Source organism: Priestia sp. J2 (genome assembly GCF_020790095.1).
GTDB classification, from domain to species: domain Bacteria; phylum Bacillota; class Bacilli; order Bacillales; family Bacillaceae_H; genus Priestia; species Priestia zanthoxyli.
Genome location: NZ_CP086209.1, coordinates 12,899 through 39,721 on the forward strand (window position 1 = coordinate 12,899; position 26,823 = coordinate 39,721).

24 protein-coding genes and 1 pseudogene are annotated in these 26,823 nt (G+C 34.4%); 4 read left to right on the forward strand and 21 right to left on the reverse strand.

Annotation, left to right across the window (positions count from 1 at the left end; all coding sequences use genetic code 11):
- Positions 1-240 precede the first annotated feature (240 nt).
- The gene (locus LJY09_RS26295; RefSeq protein WP_047751951.1) at positions 241-882 is read right to left on the reverse strand and encodes a hypothetical protein; all 642 of its coding nucleotides are present in this window, start codon (positions 880-882) and stop codon (positions 241-243) included.
- Between the two features lie 583 nt (positions 883-1,465).
- On the opposite strand from LJY09_RS26295, the gene LJY09_RS26300 reads away from it, so the two are divergent.
- On the forward strand, positions 1,466-2,239 hold the full coding sequence (locus tag LJY09_RS26300) for a TerC family protein (protein ID WP_047751950.1): 774 nt from the start codon (positions 1,466-1,468) through the stop codon (positions 2,237-2,239).
- 440 nt (positions 2,240-2,679) lie between these two features.
- On the opposite strand, the gene LJY09_RS26305 is transcribed toward LJY09_RS26300, so the two are convergent.
- On the reverse strand, positions 2,680-2,862 hold the full coding sequence (locus LJY09_RS26305; protein ID WP_047751949.1) for an aspartyl-phosphate phosphatase Spo0E family protein: 183 nt from the start codon (positions 2,860-2,862) through the stop codon (positions 2,680-2,682).
- 458 nt (positions 2,863-3,320) lie between these two features.
- Between LJY09_RS26305 and LJY09_RS26310 the strand changes: the two genes are divergently transcribed.
- Positions 3,321-3,668, forward strand: coding sequence for a hypothetical protein (locus LJY09_RS26310; protein ID WP_047751948.1), 348 nt, complete (start codon positions 3,321-3,323; stop codon positions 3,666-3,668).
- 356 nt (positions 3,669-4,024) lie between these two features.
- Here LJY09_RS26310 and LJY09_RS26315 read toward each other — a convergent pair whose 3' ends face one another.
- The 9 genes from LJY09_RS26315 to LJY09_RS26355 form a co-directional block, all read right to left on the reverse strand.
- Positions 4,025-4,225, reverse strand: coding sequence for a hypothetical protein (locus LJY09_RS26315; RefSeq protein ID WP_080963444.1), 201 nt, complete (start codon positions 4,223-4,225; stop codon positions 4,025-4,027).
- 473 nt (positions 4,226-4,698) lie between these two features.
- Positions 4,699-6,021 (reverse strand): MATE family efflux transporter, encoded by a 1,323-nt coding sequence (locus LJY09_RS26320; RefSeq protein ID WP_228307858.1) that lies wholly within the window; start codon positions 6,019-6,021, stop codon positions 4,699-4,701.
- A 95-nt stretch (positions 6,022-6,116) separates the two neighbouring features.
- Positions 6,117-6,938 (reverse strand): nickel import ATP-binding protein NikE, encoded by an 822-nt coding sequence (gene nikE / locus LJY09_RS26325; RefSeq protein ID WP_047751946.1) that lies wholly within the window; start codon positions 6,936-6,938, stop codon positions 6,117-6,119.
- A 33-nt stretch (positions 6,939-6,971) separates the two neighbouring features.
- Positions 6,972-7,799 (reverse strand): nickel import ATP-binding protein NikD, encoded by an 828-nt coding sequence (gene nikD / locus LJY09_RS26330; protein WP_047751945.1) that lies wholly within the window; start codon positions 7,797-7,799, stop codon positions 6,972-6,974.
- Between the two features lie 16 nt (positions 7,800-7,815).
- Positions 7,816-8,649, reverse strand: a complete 834-nt coding sequence (nikC, locus tag LJY09_RS26335; RefSeq protein ID WP_228307859.1) for a nickel ABC transporter permease subunit NikC — start codon at positions 8,647-8,649, stop codon at positions 7,816-7,818.
- The gene (gene nikB / locus LJY09_RS26340) at positions 8,649-9,590 is read right to left on the reverse strand and encodes a nickel ABC transporter permease subunit NikB (RefSeq protein WP_047751943.1); all 942 of its coding nucleotides are present in this window, start codon (positions 9,588-9,590) and stop codon (positions 8,649-8,651) included. Before nikB ends, nikC begins: the two co-directional genes overlap by 1 nt.
- A gap of 16 nt (positions 9,591-9,606) precedes the next feature.
- Positions 9,607-11,232 (reverse strand): nickel ABC transporter substrate-binding protein, encoded by a 1,626-nt coding sequence (gene nikA / locus LJY09_RS26345; RefSeq protein WP_047751942.1) that lies wholly within the window; start codon positions 11,230-11,232, stop codon positions 9,607-9,609.
- 572 nt (positions 11,233-11,804) lie between these two features.
- Entirely contained in the window at positions 11,805-13,028 is a 1,224-nt protein-coding gene (locus tag LJY09_RS26350; RefSeq protein WP_047751941.1) for an MFS transporter, read from the reverse strand.
- A gap of 2 nt (positions 13,029-13,030) precedes the next feature.
- Positions 13,031-14,140 carry a SagB/ThcOx family dehydrogenase gene (locus LJY09_RS26355; protein WP_047751940.1) on the reverse strand — a complete coding sequence of 370 codons (1,110 nt, stop codon included), beginning with the start codon at positions 14,138-14,140 and terminating at the stop codon, positions 13,031-13,033.
- 793 nt (positions 14,141-14,933) lie between these two features.
- Between LJY09_RS26355 and LJY09_RS26360 the strand changes: the two genes are divergently transcribed.
- Positions 14,934-15,920, forward strand: a complete 987-nt coding sequence (locus LJY09_RS26360) for a permease (protein ID WP_047751939.1) — start codon at positions 14,934-14,936, stop codon at positions 15,918-15,920.
- A gap of 14 nt (positions 15,921-15,934) precedes the next feature.
- Complete coding sequence (locus LJY09_RS26365) at positions 15,935-16,897, forward strand: TIGR03943 family putative permease subunit (protein ID WP_228307860.1); 963 nt, start codon at positions 15,935-15,937, stop codon at positions 16,895-16,897.
- 237 nt (positions 16,898-17,134) lie between these two features.
- Here LJY09_RS26365 and LJY09_RS27855 read toward each other — a convergent pair.
- The 10 genes and pseudogenes from LJY09_RS27855 to LJY09_RS26415 all read right to left on the reverse strand — a co-directional run.
- A pseudogene (locus tag LJY09_RS27855) lies at positions 17,135-17,472 on the reverse strand (GTP-binding protein); the annotation flags it as partial.
- A gap of 71 nt (positions 17,473-17,543) precedes the next feature.
- Positions 17,544-18,716, reverse strand: coding sequence for a staphylopine family metallophore export MFS transporter CntE (gene cntE / locus LJY09_RS26375; RefSeq protein ID WP_047751937.1), 1,173 nt, complete (start codon positions 18,714-18,716; stop codon positions 17,544-17,546).
- 31 nt (positions 18,717-18,747) lie between these two features.
- Positions 18,748-19,494: an ABC transporter ATP-binding protein gene (locus tag LJY09_RS26380; protein WP_228307861.1), complete on the reverse strand. Its 747-nt coding sequence runs from the start codon at positions 19,492-19,494 to the stop codon at positions 18,748-18,750.
- Entirely contained in the window at positions 19,487-20,302 is an 816-nt protein-coding gene (gene cntD, locus LJY09_RS26385; protein ID WP_228307862.1) for a staphylopine uptake ABC transporter ATP-binding protein CntD, read from the reverse strand. Before cntD ends, LJY09_RS26380 begins: the two co-directional genes overlap by 8 nt.
- Before the next feature lie 4 nt (positions 20,303-20,306).
- On the reverse strand, positions 20,307-21,203 hold the full coding sequence (gene cntC / locus LJY09_RS26390; protein ID WP_228307863.1) for a staphylopine uptake ABC transporter permease subunit CntC: 897 nt from the start codon (positions 21,201-21,203) through the stop codon (positions 20,307-20,309).
- A gap of 1 nt (position 21,204) precedes the next feature.
- The gene (gene opp1B, locus LJY09_RS26395; protein ID WP_047751934.1) at positions 21,205-22,137 is read right to left on the reverse strand and encodes a nickel/cobalt ABC transporter permease; all 933 of its coding nucleotides are present in this window, start codon (positions 22,135-22,137) and stop codon (positions 21,205-21,207) included.
- 57 nt (positions 22,138-22,194) lie between these two features.
- Complete coding sequence (gene cntA, locus LJY09_RS26400) at positions 22,195-23,748, reverse strand: staphylopine-dependent metal ABC transporter substrate-binding lipoprotein (RefSeq protein WP_047752065.1); 1,554 nt, start codon at positions 23,746-23,748, stop codon at positions 22,195-22,197.
- Positions 23,749-23,840: 92 nt separating this feature from the next.
- The gene (locus tag LJY09_RS26405) at positions 23,841-25,142 is read right to left on the reverse strand and encodes an opine metallophore biosynthesis dehydrogenase (protein ID WP_228307865.1); all 1,302 of its coding nucleotides are present in this window, start codon (positions 25,140-25,142) and stop codon (positions 23,841-23,843) included.
- Positions 25,129-25,944 (reverse strand): SAM-dependent methyltransferase, encoded by an 816-nt coding sequence (locus LJY09_RS26410; protein ID WP_228307866.1) that lies wholly within the window; start codon positions 25,942-25,944, stop codon positions 25,129-25,131. The genes LJY09_RS26405 and LJY09_RS26410 overlap by 14 nt, the downstream gene beginning before the upstream one ends.
- A gap of 25 nt (positions 25,945-25,969) precedes the next feature.
- Positions 25,970-26,803 (reverse strand): histidine racemase CntK family protein, encoded by an 834-nt coding sequence (locus LJY09_RS26415; protein WP_047751931.1) that lies wholly within the window; start codon positions 26,801-26,803, stop codon positions 25,970-25,972.
- Positions 26,804-26,823: the final 20 nt, after the last annotated feature.

A 26,823-nucleotide genomic window follows, 5' to 3' on the forward strand; every position in this document is an offset into this window, starting at 1 on the left:
TCACACCTTTCCTTTCTTCATTATTATCCTATCTATATTCATGAAAACATGGTAGCTTGCCTGTTTTGTGCAAAAAAAAGACGCCTATTAGGGCGCCTATATCCAACGAAATAGTTTGGAAAAGGGAAAAGTGTTTACTTTAAGAATGAACATGATCTTATTTAATCATTCCCCTTTTTAAAAAGAACAAAACATACATTATAGGTAACACAAATAAGCTGCTTAAATTCTCTATTCCATTTATTGATCCTCTGGATTTACCTCGAGACTTTCAACTTCATCATTCTTCTTTACTTCTAATCGCACAACTTTGTTTTTACTATCTCCAGGCATATTGTCGTCATCTTGCTCAAAGTCTTTAGATTTTTTATAAGTCTTTTTTCCACTAGACACTTCTATTGTTACATCATTATCGGTTTCATTAATTAATTTTCCAATTATGTTGTAATCTCCATCAGCATCTTTTTCGTATATACCATTTGAATCTGCTTTTGCTTGAGGAGTTAACTCTAGACTTTCTGCATTGTTATTTTTAGCATCAATCTCTACGTTTACTTGTTTTCCACCAATATCCTTGGGTGTATCTTTTTCTTCTTTAAACGACTTACTTTTAGGTATCTTTACTTTTTTACCATCGATAACAAGTGTTAACTCATCGTTCGTTTCTTTCTCTAATGTTCCTACTAAATCAAAGTCTTCACCTTGTTGTTTACTATCCGGATCTTTGGAGAACTGTTGTAAATTTGATTTGTTTTCAGAAGAGCTATTTTCACTTTGTGATGTATTTTGCGATGATTCATTTTGATTAGAGCATCCTACAAGAGATCCTGTAGCTAAAGTACCGGCTAATGAAATACAAAGCATTACCATTTTTTTATTCATATAGCTTATTTCTCCTTTTTGTTTGTTTTTGTTTATATTGCCTATTCTTTAAAAAACCAAACGAAATTACTTTTTTAAAACCGGAGAAGTAATATAGCATAGTCACAAGAATAATCATAATTATTCTTGTGTTAACTACTATCTTTGTATGAGACCATGCTGTCACCAAATTGAAATTAATTAGTTAGATATTTTGTTCTTTTCTTTATAATGAACTGTATATACCTTTACTAACATCTTCATATAAAATCCTCAGCTCTATATAAGTAGTGATACTATTTGCATGCATTTCACATATATACAGTTTAACTTTCCCATAACTATATTGTAGTAACCCAAGTTTGTTTCATTAAAAATGAGAGAGTTACGGTGTTTTAAACGTGTTTATAATGTTTTAGAGAAGTATCAGCAAAGTTCCACACTTAACTTCTGAATATTTACATTTTAATAAATATTATATATAGAATTAGTGTTAAAATAATGAAAGTTCCATTCTTTAGGATTACCCTTCATATAGATGGTCATTCTAATGTAAGCAAATTCTTTAACATAATCAATTATACTTTGGAAAGGAGGAAAATAAATGGAGTCCATATGGATTGAATACGCCTGGGCATTGTTAATTCTAATTGGTTTAGAAGGTTTATTATCTGCTGACAATGCTCTTGTACTAGCAGTTATAGCTAAACATCTACCGGATGATCAGAAGAAAAAAGCAATTAATTATGGAATTCTTATGGCATTTATTTTTCGATTTGGTGCTCTTTTCGCTATTTCATTTATCGCTAATGTATGGTGGATACAGGCAGTGGGAGCAGCTTATCTTCTGTATTTAGGCCTAAAGCATGTTCTTAAGGACCGGATTGGGAAACGCAATAAGAATATTCATCATGAAGATGAAAAGGAGTCTGTTGTAAAAGGGTTTTGGCCGACAGTAGGGAAAATTGCATTAGCTGACCTTGCTTTTGCAGTCGATTCCATTTTAGCTGCGGTAGCTATAGCCCTTGGTCTTCCAGAATCACCGTTTGATGAAATTGGTGGTATGGATGGAGGACAATTTGCGGTTGTAGTTCTTGGAGGCATTGCAGGTCTTATCTTGATTAAGTTTGCAGCGACCTGGTTTGTAAAACTCCTCGAAAAGCGTCCTGCCTTAGAAACTACAGCATATGCCATTGTTGCTTGGGTGGGTGTCAAACTTGCTGTTATTACACTTGCTCATAAGGATATAGGTGTCTTAGACTCTCATTTTCCCCATAGCACTATTTGGACATTGATCTTCTATGGAGTATTAGTTGGTATTGCTCTATTTGGTTGGTTTGCACCGAGCAATAAGCCTTTACAAAAGTCTTCATCTTAAAAAGATAACTAAGTATGACTTATTAACATAGAAAAACCTTCTGAATTTGGACTATGTAAAAAAGGAAAATTAGACGGCCTTGTAAAATTGATAAGGCTTTCTTTTTCATATGAAGACGGTCTAGATAAATTAAGTAGTTTATAAAATTATACGTTTGTGGTTAACATAAAACAATTTTCCGATACATATGGAAAAACCAATGCTTTGAGAAACATAAGATTGATAAAGGTGGCTTTTTCTTTTTGATGCATTGATGCAGATTTAATGTTCTTTGAGTAGGTGAGAATGGGATTAATGCATATTACAAGCACTTTCTATACCCCTGCTTGTAGTGAGAAAGATGATATTTGTTGTGTTTTATCTTCAGTTATAGAGTTACTTCAAAAAGTAACCTCTTTCTTATGGCAGATTGAGGTTGCTTTTTGACATAAAAATAAAAACTAATCAGTTGCAGTGACCTTTTCTAATTGGTTTAGCAATTGATCAATGAATTGACTGATTACAATGGTGTTCTTACTCGTAAATCCTTCTTCCAAACCTACTTGAATCATGAGTTCTCTTCCTGCCTCTATATCTACAAGTAAAGCCTTCTTTAAAGCATTGTTGTATTTATATGTTTGCAATTATCTCATCACCTATTTCTCTAAGTTGTTGCTTTTTTATTTAACAATAACTAGATTTTCACTATATAACAACATTCTTTCCTTTAAAACCCAATTAGGGTCTTAAAATACCTTTTTCAGGGTCTGAATAGCTCATTTTTAATACCTAATACATGTTACAATACGTCTTGTAGATGCGAATGAAAATTCCATTTCTTATTTCATAGGCAAGAGAAGTCCTCATAATTTGAGGGCTTTTCTTGTGTTTTATCTGATAATAGTTAATTTCGAAAGAAGACCGTTAGATTACAACATAATTTTTCAAGATCATTTATAAGAAATGACCTCCTAACTATTATTTAAGGAAGATATTTTTTGTATCAATGCTACCATTTTTATCTAAGGCAATTTTTATAGCATAAAGAAACATTTGTTGGATAAACTACTAACAAATATGATTATGATGAGAGTGTATACGTATGAGTTATTTTTATGGTGCTACCTTTTTATTTTCTGGTTTATTTCTAATAAACCTGTTATTTTCGTATCAAAGCAAGCATATTGATCCAGCCTTTTGGACGACTTTAAAGTATCAACTTTTTGCCTTTCCACTATTTTTAATAGCCAATATGCTCATCGGATATGGCATCAAATTTGGATTTAAAGCAATTCAGAATTTAACATTTGTTTTGGTTACATCTAAAGGAATAGAGATAGTGATTTCAATATTAATGGGTTATCTATTTTTCAAAGAGGTTCCTACTTGGAAAACAGCATTGGGTTTTTTTATTATGATTGTAGGGATTATTGTTTCGAAAATAAAATAGAACCTTCAACCGTTTAGAAAGTTCTATTGGTAAATTTAAAATAATAAACAACTTCTGTTTGGAGAACGTTGTAGTAAAGCTTTAGTTACCATAATCACTCTTTTGGACCGCAGAAAAAAAGAACCTCTTTTCGCGTAGCTCACGCGCAAGGGGGGGGGTAAGAAAGATTACTATGATGAGGTTATACAGGTTTTTATAAATGACGAACATGCTAATTATTATTGATTAAAGAGAGTCATAACAATCAAGCCTTTTATACATATACTCAGGCAGTAGAAATCTACTCTTTATGGTAAGAATATGTTATGCTTTCTTTTCAGTTATAGATTTTTTAGAACGAGGTACCCTTTTCTTATTTAACTGCTAAAGAAACTTCCACTCTTTCTTTTCCTCTTATAATGATGATGTCCATAACTTCCGTGATGACCACGTCTTTTCCTATAATCATCACTACTGCTATAACTCTTAAAAGGTTTTGATCTTCCTCTTTTATAATCACTGCTACTGTAACGCTTGTGCTTATTATTCATTAGTGAATCAAACAGTTTCTTGAACATGATTTAACCACTCCTCATAGTCATTTTAAATCTATAAAAAACAAAAAGCGCTTTTATCCTTTTAGTAGATAAAAGCGCTTGATGTACAAACACAGACTTCACCCAACTAAAAAAATAGGCAAAGGTCTTGCTAACAATTGAAATTTCCAACAAAGCCGGAAACATTTTGTTTCGTAGTGACGACTTTTGTTGTACAGCTACTCCCCTTTGGAGTATTAAGTTTGTTCAATGGCAACGCAAACCAATTCTATAAGTCAATTAATAACTAATTAGTTATTACTTTACTAAAAAGTATTCGTATTGTTTATCTTCACCGTGCTAGATGACTGAACATTGAACGTTTTTCAAAATTAGTTTAGATATAAGATAGTATAGTGATTAATTCCACTATAAGTGTTAAATCCCCGAGAGGGGATTAGTCTCAATATCTTTAAATACCAACAGTTCTCAATTCTTATGGCAAGGCTCTTCACCTAAAAACTTGTTAGTTCCTTTGAGTGCAATAATTTTTTGTTTAATCTAGGAGTGTACATGACCAGAAAGACAGACCTTCCAATAGTATAGATAACAAAAGCTAGCCAAAGTCCATGATTATGCCATATAGGAGTGATTATAAGCTGAATGATTACAAATAAAATTGTGGCGTAAATCATAGAGTTTCGAACTGGTGCAATTTCAGTTGCTCCTGTAAAAACGCCATATATGACAAGTCCAAAACAAGCAGCGAACGGATAGACAATAAGCCATGATCCGTATTGTAGTGAAATTTCAATAACATTAGGTAGATTTGTAAAAAGCCTAATAATAGGTTCTTGAAAAATCGTATATAAGCTAGATATGATGAAAGCTGTTATTAGCGACCACTGTCTAGATAAAGTAAGAGTTTTCTTATATAACTCTTTGTCATTGGATCCTATTGATTTACCAACAAGAATACTTGAGGCATTGGCAAAACCATCGAAAAGATATGCCATTATGTAGTGAATTTGAAATAATACAGCATTCGCAGCTAGAAATTCTGTACCGAACGAAGCACCTTTTGCTGTAAACATATTAATAACAATTAGTAAACAAATAGTCCGAATAAATAAATCTTTGTTAACATTAAACACCTTTTTCATAGAATGTGTATCCAGGAGCGACTGAACTGAGGGCAGCTTCCATTCAAACGGAGAAGCTTTCCAAACAATAAATACACCTAATACAAAGGCTGAAAATTCTGCAATTAAGGTAGCCGTAGCAACTCCTTGTACGCCAAAAGAAAAAACATGAACAAAAAGAATAGCTAAAAGCATATTTAAAACATTTGTTAGTATCTGTAAACATAAAGCTTGTTTAATCTTAGCCATTCCCATTAACCAACCAAGAATAACGTAGTTCATCAATGTAAAGGGTGCTCCCCATATTCTAATTCTGAAATATTCTACGGCAAACCTACTTACATCAGCATCGGGAGAGATTAATAGAAGGGCAGCGTGTTCAATTGGCCATTGTAAAGAAATAAAAAGGATCCCTAGTGTTACAGCTAATAAAAACGGACGGCATAAAGCAAGGACTCCTTGATCTGGATCGCTTGCTCCATTTGCTTGTGCAGCGAAGGCGGATGTACTAACACGTAAAAAGCCAAATAACCAATATAATGTATTAAAAATAAGCGTTCCTACTGCAACTCCTCCAATGTAAGCTGGAGCTGGAAGTTGTCCAACAACAGCAGTATCTACGGCACCTAGTAAGGGAGTCGTCATAGTTGAGATTGTTAGAGGAATTGCTAAAGTAAGATATGCACGATGATTCATCCAATTACCCTCTTTCTACATGGTAAAAATAAAAACAACAGCCTCGATTATGTTAGTGAAATCGAGGCTTTGCTATACATATATATGTTATTAAATTAAAGCGTACCATTTCTTGTTCCAATTGAACGAAAACGTGGATGCTCTGCAAGCATAGAACTTCTCATTTCCTTTACTATAGGGTTTTCTGAAGTAAAGAAAGCATCTTTTGAATGGAAATGCTCAATTAATTCTCCTTTTTCTAATACACCTAATGTATCGCTAATAGTATAGGCAGCTTTAATATCATGGGTAATAAAAAAATACGATAACCCAAAGTCTTCTTTTAATTCTCTTAATAGTTCTAAAATTAGGGTTTGAGTAACCATATCTAGACTACTTACAGATTCATCTAAAACAATGAGCTTTGGTTTAAGAGCAATGGCCCTTGCAATATTAACCCTCTGCAATTGGCCACCACTAAATTGATGTGGATATTTTTTCAAGTCTTTTTCACAGAGCCCTACTTTCTCTAATAATTCAATTACAGCTCTTTTTTGTTCGCTTAACGTTAGCTTTTCATAGTTTTCTAACGGTTCTGCAATGATACGTTCTGCTGTCATTCTGGGATTGACTGCTGAGTGTGAATCTTGAAAAACAACTTGAAGATCACGCCGAAGTTTCTGACGAGTATGTTTATCCGCATTGTAGATATCATGTCCTTGAAAGAGAATCTGCCCGTATTGTGGTTTTTGCAAACCAAGAAGTACTTTTCCTAAAGTGCTCTTACCGGCTCCACTTGTACCAAGTATCCCAAAACATGTACGTTCTTCAATAGAGAAGGTGATATCAGAAAGTACTTTTCTAGAACGATTTTTCCATTTAAAAAATGTTCTGTTTTCGTAGCTATGAGTGACTTCATTTACTTGTAATAAACTCACTTGTTCACCTCTTATAAAAATGCTTATAATATATCAAATTAAGTTGATAACAGGTTCATCTAAATATAGTGTTGGCCTTGCATTCAGTAATTTCTTCGTATACTCATGCTTAGGATTATCAAATAGTTGAAAAACATCTGCTGTTTCAACTATTTGCCCATGTTGCATGACTGCTACTTCATCAGCCAGTTCAGCAATAACTCCTAAGTCATGAGATATCAACAAAATCGCCGAACCATAATCAGAACGAACTTTGTCCAAATGACGCAGTACTTTCTTCTGATTATTGACGTCTAATGCAGTTGTGGGTTCATCAGCAATAATAATAGCTGGACGGAGGCTTGCTGCAATAGCGATCATTACTCGTTGAAGCATCCCCCCACTCAGTTGAAAAGGATAGTATTTCAAAAGCTTGTTAGGTTCAGGTAAATTCACTTGTTTCATTGACTCAATGGCAAGCTCTGTCGCTTGTTTTTTATTCCAATTCGTATGAGAGCGAATAGTTTCAACAAATTGGTGTCCAATAGTAAAAACGGGCGTAAAAGTATTCATTGGATTTTGCATGATAAAGGCTATATCCTTACCACGAATTTTACGCATTTCCTTTTCAGCTAAACCGTTTAACTCTTGTCCCTTTAGCATTATGCTTCCTTCAATTATTGTTTCTTTACGATTAAGAAGCTGAAGAATAGACATACTCGTAATAGTTTTACCACAACCACTTTCACCAATAAGACCGAGAACCTTTCCAGGCTTTAGTTCAAAATTTATATCTTTAACAAGATCTGTAATACCATTTTTGGTTTTTAATTGAACATGTAAATCTCTAACTTGTAACACTTTTGACTCTTCTGTTCCCAACTTTTTTCATTCCTTTTCAAAATCGACGTTTGACACCGTAACGTTCTGATAGCGCTTCGCCTAATAGATTGAATGTAACAATGATAAGCATAATAGACAAACCCGGATAAAGCATGAGTTCTGGATTTGTTCGAATATACGATTTTCCTTCGTGAATCATTGCTCCCCATTCAGGTGTAGGAGACTGGACGCCTAATCCGAGAAAAGACATAGCCGATATATCCATGATAGCCCATCCCATTTCCAACGTACCCATTACGACAAGTGGAGGTAGCACATTTGGGATAATATGATTTTTGATGACTTTCCATTGCGATGATCCATTGATCTTTGCAGCAGAGATAAAGTTCTGTTCTTTCAAACTAAGAACCATCCCTCGGAACATTCTTGCGTAATAAACCCATTGCACAAGCATCAAAGCTAAGATAACTTGCGGCAGTCCAGGTCCAAATATGCCAACTAACCCTAGTACAAGGATTAGGCTTGGGAAAGCCATAACACCGTCGCAAAATCTCATTAAAACATGGTCAACCCAACCACCTTTATAACCTGAAAAAGTACCAATGAGTAAACCAATTGCTAATGATGAAATGAAGATAAGCATAGCAAAACCTAGTGAGATACGTGCTCCATATAAAATACGTGATAGGTTGCATCTTCCTAAATGGTCGGTACCTAATGGATAATTCCAGCTTGGAGACTGCAATTTATAAGCCAAATTGACAGCGATTGGATCGTGTGGCGCAATCCAAGGAGCTACTATAGCAATGATAAAAAGAACACCTAATATTGTTGAACATATAGGAATTACTCTTTGATTTTTAAATCTCATACGTATACTTGTTATCATCAATGCTGTCCTTCTTTCCTTGAAATACGCGGATCTATATACATTTGAATTATATCTACTAGTAAGTTGCTCAAAATAAATAAAATAGCTGCTATTAGTACATAGCATTGAATAACAGGAATATCACGATTAAAGATAGCTTCAATGAAATAACGACCAAATCCAGGCCAAGAAAAAACCGATTCAACGATAATTGTACCTGTAAGTAATTTTCCAAGGTTCATTCCAAGTCCAGTTATCATTGGAGAAATGGCAATTCTAAGAACATGCTTTGTCATAATTGTTTTTTCCTTCAGCCCTCTAGTCCGAGCAAACAGTACATAGGGCTCTTGTAAGTTTTCAAGAACACTTGAACGTAATAGCCTTGTATACATTGCTATTAAAGGTAGGGCTAATGTAATAGAAGGCAGTACGAGATGCTGCCATGTCCCAATTCCCTCAACTGGAAAAAGATTAAGCTTAACAGAAAAGAAAAAAACCAAGATATAGCCCAGCCAAAAAGTTGGAATAGATGCACCAAAAAAGGAGAGTAGTCGACTAAAATGATCGATAGCGCCTCCTTTCTTTACTCCCGCCAAAAAACCAAGAGGCACGCTGATGAGCACGGCTATTAATATACTTGCTAGAGCTAGTTGGATAGTGGCTGGTATTCGATATATGACCTCATCCCATACTGGTTTATTTGAAACGTAAGATATGCCAAAGTCAAGTTGGCATATCTTCAAAATAGAGTTTGCATATTGAACAAGAAATGGTTGATCTAAACCAAACTCATGTCTTTTTTGAGCTAAAATCTCATCAGTCTGTTGGATGTGTGCTGCTGTTAGATAAGCTTCAGCTGGATCCACCGATGAGAGGTGAACCATTCCAGTCGTGAAAAGTGCGGCCAAAAGAAAAACTGGAATAATGGACATAATTCGTTTTAGTATATAATTGCCCATGAAAACCTCCTGCTAGCTACTGTTTGATGCTAATTCCTGTGAATGGATTTTCATCACGATTAGCAGGGAATTTAAAATCTTTTACATTCTTTTGATAAATGGCTGTTTTCTTCATATATGAAATAGGAATAATAGCTCCTTGGTCTTGTATTGACTTTAAAATAGACGAATAGAACTGTTGGCGCTCTTTTTCATCTGTTGTTTGAGGAACCTTCGCCATTTGTTTAATTAACTCATCTTTATTTGGATATGCTGAAATAGCTTCATTAAACCCATACCCTTCTGATGCAACAATATTTAAAAATGTATGAGGATCATAAGGAGCACCAAAATTACTATAGAAATTAATATCAAATTTATTATCTTTAAATCTTTGAACTTGGTCTGGTAGTTCAACTCCCTCAATGTTTAATTTAACCCCAATTGCCGCCCATTCAGATTGAAGAGTTTCGGCCATTGATTTTTGAATTGATTCTGCTGAATCATACATTAGGTCAATTTTAAGTAACTTTCCATCTTTTTCACGAACTGTTTTTCCTTTAGGAAGTTTCCACCCGGCTTTGTCTAATAGAGCCTTTGCTTTTTCTACATTATACTTTACCAACTTCACATCTATATCTTTCGTGTAAGGTAAATTTGTAGGTAAGATATGGTTTGCTTCCTCTTCTAAACCAGAAGTCACTCCTTTAACCAACTCTTCTTTATTAAAGCCATAATGTAGGGCTTGGCGTACACGTTCATCTGAAAGCTGTTCTGTTTTTGTATTCATAACAAGCTGTCTTGTAGCAATTGGTTCAGAAACCCTAGTTTCATATTTTCCAGTGGACTTTAGCTGCTTAAACGTGTCTAGACTGACAACTCCTTCTCCATAAATCATGTCCAAGTCACCTTTTTCAAATGCGAGTACTCTCGTTTCTGCATCTGGAATAACTTTAACTTTGATTTTTTCTACTTTTGGAATTTCTCCCCAATAATTTTCATTTCTTTTATAAATAGCATATTCGTCTGTTTTATAATCTTCTAAAATCCAGGGACCTGTACCTACCGGTTTGACGATACCCTTTGAAGTATCACCATCTTTAGGAAAACCAGCTTTTCCTAAGAAACGAACTGGTCGAACTACAGCTAGTTCCTGAATTGTTGGGTAATATGGTTCAGTCAATGTTAATTTGAAAGTATTTTTATCCACTACTTCTGTTTGAGCTATTTTTGTAATGAAACCCAACCAACTGTGTAATTCTTTATTATTCAAAATAGTGTCAAAATTCTTCTTAACAATTTCTGCATTAAAGTCTGTTCCATCAGAGAATTTCACACCTTTACGCAAATGAAAAGTATATACTTTACCGTCCTCAGAGATTTCCCATGACGTAGCTAGGTTTGGTTTTATTTTACCACCATCTTGATAGCTTACTAATGGCTCATATACCATAGATTGAGCAAATAATTGTGAAGGATTGTAGACATGTGGATTCATTTCTCCTACATCTCTCGGCCAAGCAATGGTCAGCATGTTATCATGCTTGCCTTTCGATGTTGATTCCGCATTATTAGCGTTAGAACAACCAACCAATAATGTCGACAAAATTAAAATAGATAAAATAAATAACTTAATATTCAGAATACTGTTCCTCTTCGACATAACGATGTCTCCTCCTCGGTGTTGATAATCATTTTCAATTGTAAGCAGGATCCGTATTCTTGTCAATGTAATATTAAAGTCTTTATTTCATTATTGTACGAACTTGTCAAAATAACGTTTTAATGAAGTTCTATAAATAAAATTCAGAATAAAAATAAAGAAAAATAACCTTTTAAATAGATTTTTTTAAAACATATAATTTACATTAATTTAATTAGTTATACTATTTATTCTAAATATGAACAAGTTCGTATTTGTCATCAGTAAGAGTAAATGATAAAACTTTAATTTTTCATTAAATACTTTAATATTTACTCACATATATTTGTATATTCACCATAATGAAAAGTCTCTCTAGTTAGCAAAATGGGTATATTTACAAAAGGAAATTTTTTAATGAAAAATATAATTATTTAATCTCTTCTGTATATTAATCTATAAAACTAGCCAGACTCATAATGTATTCGCCTATATCATTAAATTTGAAAATCCTTTGCCTATATAGACAAAGGATTCCTGTTTCACAAAATGTAATTTGTTGTAAGTTACATTATATAGAAGGCTTTTAACCCTTATAAATCTGAAGAATGTTTTATTTCTCTCTCCAAAGAATGTTTAGAGTTTATCCTTAAACTAATAAAAGTAGATATAACTAAAGTAAAAGTACATAGGCCTAATAACATCATTAGACTGTTATAACCTATTTTATCAAGTAAGAATCCAATTAGCACAAGACATAATTGCATAATAGTTCGATCAATCATGGTCTTAAATGAAAAGAATCTTCCATGGATGTCTGAAGGTACTTTTTGTTGAGAATATGTATATAGAAGAGGGTTAAACATACCATAAGCCAAGCCAAACAATCCAAACGCAAAAACTGTTATATAGAGATTTGTTAGTGAAAGTAAGAGTTGTGCTCCTCCCATCAACCCACAAGCAAACAGAAGAATTAATACCTGTTTTTGATATTTTTTTATCATTTTTTTTATAAATAGTCCAGCAATCAAAATGCTTGATCCCTCAACAAAGTAAAGTATTCCCATAATAAAACCAGGTTTTCCTTCACCAACTTCAATAACAAACAAATTAAATCCTGAAATAAAGATCAAAGGAATTATAGATAATACTAAAACCGTCTTTATGGCATGGTTTTTTAGAATGATAGGGAAAATTTCCTTAAACTTAGTCTTAACTTTTTTATTATTCAATTTTAAATTGTCAGGAATAGATAGTAAGAAGTTGATGAAATAAAGAGTAATGTAAGCAATAAGGGCAATGATAAACAAAACGTATAAAGGCGCGATAGTTAACAATAAACCAGCTAATACAGCCCCAAAAATTCGAGATAAAGTAATAATATTTATATTAATGGCATTAACAGTAATTAAATCATCTTTATCAACTATAGATGGCAAAATTGTTTGTATAGTAGGATTAAAAAAAGAAGCCGAGCAACCAATTCCTATACTATATACTACCATCCAATAAATTGAACCTGTATATATAGCAATTAACATGGCTATAACAGAAGTGATTCTCATTAATCCAACTAACCTTAATACTTTTACTTTAGAGGTAACGTCTATATAACGTCCTGCATACGGTCCTATCATTACCCCTACAATTCCTCCAATAACAAGAAAAAATGCCTGAAGGGTATGAGATTCAATATGGTTTTGTAAGAATTGCAAATTACCAATAGTGCCAAACCATATTCCCATTTGGAATACTAATTGACTTCCCAAAACAATACTTAAATTTTTATTCTTTAATATGGTTTTTAAGGAATTCATTTCTACCTCTCTCCCTTAAATCTGAAATCTCTTCCTTGCATCTTTACTTCATCGCTTAAATGACCTAATCCTGAAAGCCCACAGACGATTTCTTTTTCTTTATCAATACACAACTTTTCTTCTACTAATTCATCTTTAAGATGCCCCGTAAAAAATGCTCCAAGTTTCAGCCATGAAGCTACTAAGTAAAAAGTTTGACTTAAATGCCCAACATCCATCATTACAATACGGTATACTCTTGGACTGTTATATTTCCACATGGGTCTTTCTAATACTGCCGTATAAAAAAAGAGGACAGATGCATTCTCTACATATTCCTGTCCAGCAGCCATATCTACAACATCAGATATAGTTCCTTTCTTAATTACATCTAAAGAATGATTCTGTACGTTATAATGATATAAGCCTTTCTCTAATCCTTTTACATTTGATATGTAAGGGTATACTTCAATAGGATGTCTTGCCCCACCAGAAGGACTTGTTTTAAAAAGATTCTTTCCTATTCCAGAATCTCTTTTACAAGAATGTGCTCCCCAAACAAAATAAAGAAGGGTTGATAATTCTGTTAAAGTTATAGGCTCTTTGGAAAAAGAACGAACAGTTTGCCTTTCTAAAAGAGTGTCAATAAATTCTCGGCCTTTTTCAAACATTGGAAGAGGCAACTTGATTTCCTCTAACCCCCGATAAGTCTTATATATAGGTGGGGACTTTATATTTTGTTTTTTAGTAACTAACCTATCATAGTCTTGATTTACATCTAGGTAATTATCTTTATGAAGGAGTCTTGTATTAAAATGAAAATATTTAGCTGGAGTTCCCCATTCTTTCCAATTAGACAATTTTAGATTTTCCTCATTATTCTCTTCTACTAATATATGTACTTCTTTAAGGGCTTTAATTATGTCTGTAATCTCTTGTTCTTTAAACTTTATATTTCCTTCTTGCTGTAATTTTAAAGAGGCCTCTTTTGGATCTATCCACTCTTTAAATGAACTTAAAATAGGGAACATGGATGGTTCTAAGCTGTATTGCTCATGTCTTATAAAATCATCTACCATAAGATGACCGTTTTTCCAAAAGTGAATGATGTTTTCTGATACTTTTAGTTTCATAATAACTTCTCCTAACCTAATAGACATAAGATATGTTTTCTAAAAATAAATGACTGCCCTATGAAGGGCAGCCATCAATTGGTTTCAATATTACAATTATTTTGATGGAGAAGTTTCACCGTGTTCTAAATTAACACGAATTTTATACTCATTTTCGCATGGTTTAAAAACTGTCATGTGTTTCATCCCCCTTTAGATAATTTGTAATATATTACATGTTTTATTTTCCCATAAAGAGATTTTTTTGTCAATTAATTGTCTGAAAATAACAAAAATAAACAATTTATTGTCGATTTGTCCGAAAAACAATTAAGCTTTATCGTAACAAAATGACCCTTCTTTAATTTTAGTCAGTGTTTTTTCTCTATAACTACTGTATAAGATATTCTACTTTAGTTAACATAAATCAGATTATGTTAAATTCGAAATCAACTTAATTATGCATGTAATACTTAACGTACTTCCGTTGAAAATACGTTAAGTATTACTTTTATTAATTATATAAGTTTGGATGTGCATATTATTTATGATAATTATACTAACTTATCTTTTTATCATAGAAGGACATATATTGCGTTGATAAAACCAGTGTTAATTCAGTTCTATACCATGTAATCTTCACATAGAATATACAACAAATCGTAACTGTTACGTTTTAAAAAGTGTTATAATCATTATTTTTAAGGTTTTTATCTTTTAAATGAATTTTTTATATTAGCTCTTTCTTATTAGCAGCATAATTTATTCAGATTCTATCATATAGTTCTAGTAATTGGAGGTGAAACGATAAGTTATGACAACCCTATCACAGTTAAGTAAAGATTTAATAGGTGTGTTGTTATTGATGCTTTTTGGTTACTGCTTTTTCTTTGTTGATATAAATACAAATGATTTAGCTATTCCGGCATCTTTATTAAATGTAAACTCCATTTTTTTAAGCATTGTACTTGAAGCTATCCCCTTTATCTTGCTGGGAGTATTTGCATCTGCTCTTATTCAAGTATTTGTCTCAGAAAAATTCATTCAGCGTCTGATTCCAAAAAATCCGTATATAGCTCTTTTACCAGCTGTTCTAGTAAGTGCTCTTTTACCGGTTTGTGAATGTGCCATTATTCCAGTTATAAGGCGGTTATTAAAAAAAGGTATGCCTCTTCATATCGGCATTGTCATTCTAGTTGGGGCACCCATTTTAAATCCCGTTGTCTTTGCTGCTACTTTTTATGCGTTCCAGTCAAATACGTCCATCGTCTACAGCCGTATGGGTCTAGCTGTTGTTGCTTGTATATTAATTGGTCTATCCGTTTATTTCCTTTTTCAGAATTCCAATCAGTTACGAGATGTATACGTTCACGAACATGAGGAAGCAAAAGTAGGAAATAAGTTAAAACAGATGTTGTATCATGCCAGTGATGAATTTTTCGATATGGGCAAATACTTATTATTTGGTGCACTTGTAGCAAGTCTATTTCAAACCTTTTTAGATAGACAACTATTGACGAACCTTGCTAGCAATGACTACATGTCTTCTGCTGTTATGATGGGATTTGCTTATGTACTTTCACTTTGTTCAGAAGCAGATGCTTTTGTAGCTTCATCTTTTTCTCATACATTTTCACCTACAGCTCTTCTTGCCTTTCTACTATATGGACCTATGATGGATTTTAAAAACACCATTATGCTACTAGCTTTTTTCAAAAAACGTTTTGCATGTAGTCTAATTCTTATCATTACTGTGAGTGTGTATCTCATCACCATCACTTATGGAATAGTTAGTAAGTAGATAGGAGAAATGATATGAAGAAAATTGATCAGCAATTTATCATTTATATAAGGGGGATATTACTAATTGGTTTTTCCCTCCTTATGTTTAAACTCATGTTAACAGGTAAAATCATCCAATTTATTGCACCTAAAATGCTGCCTTTTATATTGTTTTCTTCTGGTACCTTTTTTTTGTTGGGAATTATACAAATTTGGCGAAGTAGTGTAAAGAAGGATGTAACTTGTGAATGCGGTCATGATCATATAGAAAAAGGAAATATTCGAACAACGCTTATTTACTCCTTATTTCTATTGCCTATCATGACAGGCTTTTTATTTTCTGACCACACACTTGATAGTTCTGTTGCAGTAAAGAGAGGGTTAAGTTTTTCCGTTAATAAATCTGATACTCAGCAACAACCCGCAGATGATGAAAAAATTGATACTACTAATTCAGAACTAGAAAAAGATACGAATGATTTATTGTCTGGAAATTTAGATGAAACGCCAAAGAATGTTCCCACCACACATCAAAATAGTATTGCTGCTAAAGTGGCTCCTAAAGGTTTTTATGAATTACTGGAAGAGAAGCTAGTCAAACAACCGAAGATTTCTATAAATGACACCGACTATATTCCAGTCATGAACATTATTGAAAACAACACCAATCAGTTTATAGGAAAAAAAGTCGAAGTCAGTGGCTTTGTCTATCGTGAAAAAAGATTTAAAGATAATCAATTTGTTGTTGCTCGCTTTGGCATATCCTGTTGTGCAGCAGATGCATCTGTATACGGCTTATTATCTACACTAGAAAATGCCTCAACATTAAAAAAAGATACGTGGGTTCATATAAAGGGAACAATACAAAAAACTACGTACAACGGAGAAGATGCCCCCTATGTTCAGGTTCAACAAATTGAGTCCATTGACCAGCCTGATAATCCTTACGTGTACGAACTTTATCAAGGTGAACAGCTCATAGGCCCTGGTGAATAGTGTAATAATCAATAAATAAGATCAGAAAAAGCAGGTTAAATATTAACCTGCTTTTTTAGATTGTTGTGTAATCAAACCTTTTAAAGTTCTAAAATCAAAAAGTGAGGTAAGCTATTTTCTATTATGTCTGTTGCAAATTTCAAGTGAATGAATCCTTAAACTTACTCCAACTCTCTTCAAACTCTTTCTGCGTTAGAAGATATTGATTTAATTCCTATTCTATTCTATTTTATCTTATTCTAAATCTATGCCAATAAATACTAACTTGATGTGACAATCATGGAATTGATTATCCCATTCACCCAACAAATGTGGATTTTTTTACAATTTGCTCTTGTTGGTTTGTTGGTAAGGAGGCAATTCAATAAGAAATAGGTTCAATACTTACAGTATGCCCCACCTTGAGACATTAAAAGCGCTAAATTATTTCTGATAGCGCACCACGCAATACCTTTAGCCCTCACTATCCACTTTGGAATTGAATAAAGCCATTTAGTGAAACATTCTGAATGAAAAGGCTTCTTTATGGCATATACAAAAGAACTAATTCCACATTCCTCTGTTTCTAGTGTATGCTAATGTAAAGTGTGCTCAATCATATTATGCTTATTGCAAAGTTGTATTTCCACATTTACTAACAGAACAGTTAACTAACAAATTGTTTATGCCTTCCATAAGCAAATGCAACCATTAGAATTCCAAATACGGCACAGATTGTATACATCAGCGAATAAGACAAAGCATCCGCAATTGGCCCCATTACAATACTTCCTAGTGATACACCTAAATCGGCCGTTGCGATAAATAATCCAAGCAGCGTATTACGATTATTGACTGGTAGTACAAAGGTTAAATATGTTGTTAATGTAGGATAGATAATCGCTTGAGCCACTCCCATTAAAACGGCCGCAGTATAAAAGAAAAAAGCGCCTCCAACATTCGCAAAGCTAATGGACTGCGCTGCTAAAGTCAGCATTAAGAGCGTTCCCATCATATAAAAAGAATGCCACTTTCCATCTGAAGGGATTTTTTTCATTAATGTAAATCGCGCTGCCACTACCGTTGCAGCTTGAATCATAAGGTATATTCCTGCGTGCCCATTTTTCACTTGCTCTGCATAGAGAGGGACAAAGGTCGTTACGGCTCCAAAAACCATGGAAGAAACGAGCATGATAATGCTACATCTAAAAAGGTAGCGATTTTTAAACAGTTGACTAAACGAAGCACTCATCCCAAGAGGTGGTTCCGTTTTCTTCACTTCATTATGTGAATTTCTTGTTGAACCATAACCTACTAGGCCTGTTAAGCTAGCAATGGCTACCATTACAACAGCAAAATATGTTCCATTATCTTCTTGCCAAATTCCGATAGCTAACAGAGGGCCAAGAATACCCGGAATATATGAACATAAAGAGTAAAGAGAAATTCCTTGAGAGCGATCTTCTTTAGGTAAAGCATCAATAATCGCGATTTGCAGCGACATTGAGAAGAAAGCCGTACAAACTCCCTGTAGTATCCGAGCTGTAAAATAGCCCCCTAGGCCTGTAAACGTATATAAAATTAAGGCTGCAGCGTTAATAAATAGAATAACTCGCAACACTTTAACCGGACCATATTTATGAATGATATAACCTGCCCAAGGTCTAAAAAACATCGTTGTAAATAAGTAGGCACCCATAATGATGCCAATTGTTGTATTAGTTGCCCCTAAGCTGCTTCCTTTTAGAGGAATAACTACGTTTAAGATTGCATTTGCGCTAAAATAAAGAAGCACTAGTGCATATAAACGTAAGAAGGGCCAAGATAATGCTCCGTTCATTGTTTTCTCCTCCTATGTATGATACTTACATCTATAAGATAATTGTTTTTTTCAATAATGCTTGGGCATATGACGATTTCACATGCTTAAGATTCTGCATTGCTACTATCTCTTCAATTTTTCCACCCTTAAAAATCATAAGTCGATCACAAAGATATGTTGCAGCTTGCAAATCATGAGTAATAAAGATATAGCTCATATCGTGAGCGCTTCTTAATTCCTTTAATAAATTTAAAATTTGAAACTGCACAGATATATCTAACGAGCTGACGGCTTCATCAAGTAGAAGATACTTTGGCTTCGTTGCAATCGCTCTTGCAATACAAACTCTTTGCGCTTCTCCTCCTGATAATTCATGCGAATATTTGTCTTTATAAGATGCAGGAAGCCCTACCTGATTAAGTAGGATCTCTACTTGCTTCTCTTGGTCTTCTTTTCTCTCTTTTATCATTCGAAGTGACTCCATAATCGCTTGTTGAACGGTAAAAAAAGGGTTAATGGAAGATGCGTAATTTTGAAAAACTGCACTCATTTTTCCTACCCGCGCTTTTACATGAATTGTACTTACTCCATTAAGAAGGACACTCCCTGTATCAGGACGTTCAATTCCTAAAATTAAACGTCCAAGAGTCGACTTGCCACTACCACTTTCACCAATAATTCCTAAGCATTTCCCGATCTCGCACTCAAAGCTGACGCCTTTGATTACCTTTCTTTTATCTTTTGACAAGAGCCCCCCAGCTTTATATGATTTTTCAACATCACATACTTTAAGCATGTACAGTTCCTCCTATCATTTTCTGAAAATGCTCACTAAGCGTACGCTTAGTTGAAATCAGATACTCTGTATATTCATGTTGAGGTTTTAGAAAGACGTCTTGTGCAGCTCCTCTTTCCACGATATGCCCGTCTTTCATCACGACAATCTGATCAGCTAATTTGTTCACAATCCCTAAGTCATGTGAAATAAAAATCATGGAAGATCCAATGTTTTTTCGTAAAGCCATCAATTGTTCTGCAACTTCAAACTGTGAAATAGTATCCAGTGCTGTGGTTGGTTCATCTGCAATTAAAACGTCTGGCTCTAGTAGTAAAGCAAGGGAAATCATCAATCGCTGAAGCATACCTCCAGAAAGCTGATATGGGTATTTATTCATTATTTCTACGGGATTTTGTAGCCTCACACGCTTCATCGCATCAGCAAGGTGCCTCTCAATTTTCTCATAGCTCCAATCTGTATGCTGCTTTAAAGTAGCTACCAAATGGCTTCCGACAGGATCAGAAGGGTTAAAAGCACTCATACCATTTTGCATGACCATACAAAGCTTCTTCCCTCTTTTACTTTTCATTTGTTTTTCGGATAGTTCGGACAAGTTTTCACCCTTTAACCAGATGTGACCATATTGTTTAATACCTCTCTTATGCAGTCGCATGATGGACTTACACGTCATTGATTTTCCACTACCACTTTCTCCTACTAAAGCTAAGCATTCCCCCTCATTAACCTGAAATGAGCTGTTATGAATAATTGACTTATTGGTTTTACAATCGAATACCTTTAGCTGTTTTACTTCTAATAAACTCATAGCTTTATTTTGCAGCCCCCTTTTCATTTAACGTTGGCATTCCTATTTTCACTTCTTCTTCCAATTTAACTTTCGTTTTAGCAAGCTTTGGATTTAACGCAACTTGAAGCGCATCTGATAAGAAGTTAAAAGCTAGAACAATCGTAATAATAGCTAGGCTTGGCGGTAACAATAGCTCTGGCTTTGTAAAGATAACGTCTCTTGCTTCGTTTAACATCATTCCCCACTCCGGATTTGGAGCTTGAATCCCTAAGCCAAGAAAAGAAAGCCCTGAAATTTGCAGAATGGTGGAGCTAATTGAATTGCTTGAAATGACGGCAATATCTGCAAAGGTGACCGGCAACATATGGCGGTAGATGATTGTGAAATGATTTAGTCCAGTTGCTCTCGCAAACTTTACATATTCTAAATCGCTATATTGCATCACAGAAACGCGAATCACGCGCGCAAACCATGCCCACTTCATTAAAATAAATGCAATCAAAATGTTCTCTAAGCCAACACCTAAGATACCAACGATAGCAAGCGTAATGACGTACACAGGAAAAGAAAGCATAGTGTCACAAACTCGCATAATAATAGAATCCGTAATTCCTTTAAAGTACCCTGCTATAAACCCTAGCAGCGTACCGAGTACAACCGATAATAATAAAGCAATTAAGACATAAATAATGCTAGGGCGAATACCGTAAATGATCCTGGACAGTACACATCTTCCTAGATGATCATTTCCTAACCAGTATTCAAGTGAAGGCGCTGCGTATCGAAGGCTCATATTCACCTTAATAGGGTCGTTCGGAGCAATGAAAGGGGCAAAAACACCAACTATTAAAGTAATTACTATAATAAAAAGCGCAATAAAACCTAGCTTATCCTTTGCTAGATTTTTTAGTATCCGCATGTTATTCACCAACCCTTAGCTTTGGGTTTAATGCCGTATTAATAATGTCCGACGTTGTATTAAATACAACAAAAGCAGCAGCAATAATAAGTACATAGGCTTGTATTACTGGGAAATCCCTATTTAAAATTGACTTTACGCTTAAGCTCCCCAACCCAGGCCATGCGAATACATTCTCAATTACAACAGTTCCACCCAAAATAAGGGGTATCGACATACAAAAAATAGAAATAGATACTTGTAGAGAGTTTTTTAAGATGGCTACTATTATTTTTTTCTCAGGTAGACCTGAAGCTCTTGCATACAGTACATAATCTTCATTTAGGTTTGCGAGCATTGAACTACGTACCGTCCTGAAATACAGCCCGATATGAGTAAGAGCGATAACTGAAACGGGCAGGATATAGCTTTGATATGATTCAAGTCCACTTGTCGGAAGCAAATCAAGCTCAACGGAAAAACACCAAATTATTAAAATCGCAATCAGGTACGCTGGAAGTGCTGATAAAAAAAAGAAAAGTCCTCTAATAAAACGGTCAAGCACTCTATCTTCTGTTAACGCACAAACGACTCCTAAAGTTATAGAAGAAGTAATAATCACGATTGATGAAACGAGCGTTAATTTTAGCGTATTAAAGAAAGCTGGCCCCAACAGGATCCAAACCGATTCATCTTTAACATAGGAATTTCCAAAATCTAATTTAAGACATGATATAAGCCAATTCATATATTGAACGATAAATGGATCATCTAGCCCTAGATCTTCCTTTGTTTGAGCGATGAGCTCATCAGTAATGACCGGTACGCCTTGTGCTTGTAAAACTAATTTAGCAGGATCTTGAGGAGATAAATTAATTAGTACAAATGTAAGAAATGAAATAACTAATAGTAGTGGAACCGTTAGCATTAGCCTTTTTACAATGTACACACCCATGATTCATCTTCCTTCCTATATTTTTGTCCGATAAAAAAGGGAGAAAACTCCCTTTTTTCATTCAAACTTCATTTGTTCAAATGGCAACTCGTACTGGGTTTGCTTAAATGAAATCCCCTTTAAGTTTTTCGGAGCTACCACCGTTACGTTTCCATTCGTAATTGGAATAAACACTGCTTCATCATGTACAATTGTTAAGATATCCGCATATAGCTTTTGACGTTCTTCCTCAGTTGTCGACACCATGACTTGTTGAATTTTTTTATACAGCTCATCAGCTTCTTTAATTCCCTTGGTTGTGTGCAAGTATGAAGAAGACGAATTAAACGATGCAATAGTACTTTGTGGGTCATATGCTAGCCCCCATGTTTGATTAAACAATAAATCATAATCCCCTGTAGCTCTTCTATTTGCAATTGACGTTGACTCTTCTCCTGTAAGCTTCAGCTCTATCCCTACCTCTTTAAGAGAGTTTTGAATAAATTCAGCCTGCATTTTTTGTGAAGCAGAGTTACTGTCGTAATAAAGCTTCATAGCTAAAGGCTGATTTCCTTTTGTGCGAACGCCATTTTCCCCATCTACTTTCCATCCAGCTTCATCAAGGATTCTCTTGGCTTTTTTTATGTCATACCCGCGCTTTTTGAGAGAGACATCTGCGTAATTTACGTTTTTGGAAAACAAGGTATTTGCAGGGAGTTCTGTTCCTTCGAAAATCGTTTCGCTAATGGTCTTGCGATCGATAGCGTACCAAACTGCTTCACGCACTGCTGTTTCATTAACTGGACTTTCAGACTTACTGCTGTTAGCTACAATCATTTTTGTGTTCATTTGTTTACTTCTGACCAGTTGGTAATCACCAGAATCAACAAGTTGCTGCATTGCTTCTACATCGATACTGTCTGCGCCTCTATCATCCGTAAACACAAAGTTCACTTCACCTTTTTGTAAAGCTAGAAACGTCGTATCGCCTTCTGGAAGTACTTTTGCCGTAATCTTTTTAATTTTTGGTTTTCCTGCCCAGTAGCTTTCATTTGCTTCAAACGTCGCATATTTGTCTACTTTATGACCTTTTAATACATATGGACCTGTACCGTGATAACCCTTCACGCCACCTTTGGTACCACCGTTTTTAAAGTCATTCGGAGAAATAAACACGTAAGGTCTTGTCATTGATAACTCATCTAGTGTTGGATAATAAGACTCTGATAACACGAGCTTTATCGTATATTCATCAATAACGTCGCAGCTCACAATTTTAGTAGATAGCTTAATCCAAGAGTGTATCTGTGCGTTTTGTTGCACCGCATCAATATTCTTCTTAACTGCTTCTGCGTTAAACGGCTCTCCATCATGGAACTTTACATCTTTTCGAAGCTTGAATGTATATGTCTTTCCATCCTCTGATATTTTCCAAGACTCAGCAAGCAAAGGTTTAATTCCATCTTCCGTATTCTCTACGAGTGATTCGTAAACCATCCCTTGCGCTGACATCGAACCTGGGTATAAATGCGGATTCATATCATTAATATCTTTAGAAGTTGCATAGGTGATTTCTTTTTTGTCCGTTGCATCTGTACTTGCCTTCTCATTGTTACTACAAGCACTTACTATAAGGAAAACTGTGCAGGCAAGAGCCACTAAAATAAGCCGTTTACTTTTTCTCACGTTAATTCCTCCACCATTCTATTCTGTCACTAATATTGTTAAACTAGGCTTTTATCAAGCTCTTCATAAATCATCTGTATATCCTCTTCAAAAGATAGATTCGAAAACGCATTTGAAAGCTTCACTTCTTTATTAGCTTCTGAAAAAGCTTTTACTTTATCTTCATAAGCTGTTAAAAAACAATCGATTGTTGGACAATCGCTTTCTACATATCTAGCAATAGATTGAATCATTTTCAAACGGTAATAATCCTCTTTTGGCATTCGCGGAATATCCATTTTTTTTTCTTTGTTCATAAACACCGTTTGAATCGGAACTGCCGAAAAGTCGAAATAGCGTCCCTTTTCATCTGGCTCTGAGAAAGGGTCTACCAATAAAGACGCATAGCGAACATATAGCAAATATTGCTGGTGAATGCTGTTAAGTTCATTAAAGTTTTCAATATCCTTAAGAGATACACTTTCTCTTCGAATCGGATAATTATCTTCTGTCATAAACTTCAGCAAATTCATTTGTTTAACGTTAAGTTGTGAAAGCACCTTCATAATTTCTTTCCATTGATTAACCATATTCTTCATTAATAAAGGTGTAATTGGCCCTTCCGGATAGATTTTATATACATATTTCTGGTGCTTCTCCTCTTTAAAAATATATCTGAGTGAAAATTCATTCATAAATAACGGAGGATGTACGTATAGTGAGATATTTCGCGTCTCTGCTTCAATTGGTGTTTTCATAATTTCAAAAATTAAGCCTAAATCTTTATAAAGGTTTACCAACTTTTCAACCGCATCAGAAGGAAATTGTGTAGACCCAATATAAATTTTCTTCTTAATAGCCGTTGTTAGCACCTGGTATGATGGCTCAGATCTCAACCAGCGCGTATCTCCGTAATATGTAGAAAAACTTATTACCTCCACCTGAGGATTAAATTGCTTCATATAATGATGCACTAAATAATTTGAACCAAGGGTCGGCGATATTAATATAACTCTTTGTACACCTTGTAGTATGTTTTTTGGAAGAGACTTTAACACATCTAAGTAAGCATCAGTTGTGACTGCTAGAACGAGAGTATCCCATGTCCCAATCACTTCTTCATACTTAAAAAATACATCATCAACTATAAAATGTCCCTGCATCTTTTCATGCTTTCGATTTTGAATACTTACTTCAACAAGGTGACCATGCTTCACTAAGGAAGAAAAGAATTTTTCTGAACGTATAGAAGGTCTTCCTGCAATACCTACTTTGCTATTTAAAGCTTTCTTAAAATTCAATCCAATCTGTAAAGTTGTGGGGCCCGTTCCTAACAACAAAATATTTTTAAATAACTCCAAATTCTTCACCCTTTCTTTGCTTTTGATATAGTGCAATATCAAAAACCTGATTTGGGCGTAAAACACGACTAATTAACGTCCACTTTGCTAAATTAACTTTTCTTAACGGATAATTAAAAAGTGACTTTAAGTCGTTACCATACCTCATCGCAATCGTCACTTCGTCTCTCGTTAAATCATGTAACTGGTCTAATATGTCATATTTTTCTTTTACGGTAGAGCTAAAGATAATATGCGTCACATCTTTTATAAAACCTAGCTGATCTAATTCACTATTTTGAACTCGAACATTCAACCCGTCCCCCAATATACTTAACACTTTTTGGCCTAAATCAATTGCCTCATCATCAATATCGATTCCTACTACTTCGGCTCCTGTTTTTTTAGCGATCAGTAAAGGGGTCATTGGAAAAGCTCCAGAACCAATTAAAAGCACTTTAGACTTAGGTTTTATTTGGAAATTTCCGAACTCTTCCTCAATACAAGACTCAATATTTTTAAAGTAGTCTGTAATTTCCACTTGTCCATTAATCAATTGAAGAGCTCGATATTTTTCCATGATAGAAACACAGCGAGAAGAGATATGCTGTAATTCTGGAAGTAGTTTATCGCCCATATGTCCCGATTGAAATAATACCCACGTTTCTTTATTTTTTTCGCTAAGAACAAAAGCTGTATACTCATTAATTAACTTTTCTAGCTCTTCAAAATGATGAACGGTACCATCATATTTTTCTGACCAATAGTTGAACCCTTCTAAAAAATCTAGTATTTTTTGTTTAAATCTCAATAATTCTTCCACAGATTCTCCTCCTAATTTACTTAATTTACAATGTAATAAATGCTTCTCCCTGAGCCACAATATTAACAGTTCCTTCAATCTGAAGACTTTTTAAAGTTTTGTTTTCATGCTCTCCGAATACATAAATACTGCCACCAGGTTGCTTAATTCTAACGCTTACTTTTCCTTTACGTGAAAATGCAAGGTAAGCTCCAATTGAAGCCGTTCCAGATCCACACCCCCTTTCCCATACCATACTGTTTAGCTTTGGGATATAAATGAGAGGAGCAAGGTAGTGTGATTCTTCCTCATAAAGCAAGATACCAATTAAAATATCCGGATATATCTCTCCCATTGACTGAGCAATATTCTCTGCTGTTTCTTTCATTTCTGCATTAATTCTTTTTACTTTAAGTACAAGATGAAAAAAATCCTCATACTGAACGTTATAAGCTTCCAAGTATGTATTCTTATATTCTATGTTTCTAGGTTCAATCTTTTTAGGTAAGGGCATTGAAATTCGACAACGATAATTATTTGCTTCTTTCTTCACTCGGCATCTAATTAAGTCGTCAGTTCCTGAAGTCTCAATTAATAAATCAGATTCATTATTTTCCCTTAAACCTTTTTCGTGAGCAATGAATACAGCTAAAGACATACATGCGTTTCCACAGAATTCATTTCCTGCCATCCGGAGATTACCATCAGCATTCGATTGTTTCGGCTTTTCAATAAAACCTACCTGTTCTGCATATACATGGTCGTATGCCATCAACCTTAAGGCAATTTGTTGATAGTCCTCTTTTAAGTGCTGACCATCTACTAAAATTGTCATATTTTGAGTCGGACTAAATTTAATAAACTTTACATGTCGTTTCATCACAAATACCTCTACTTATT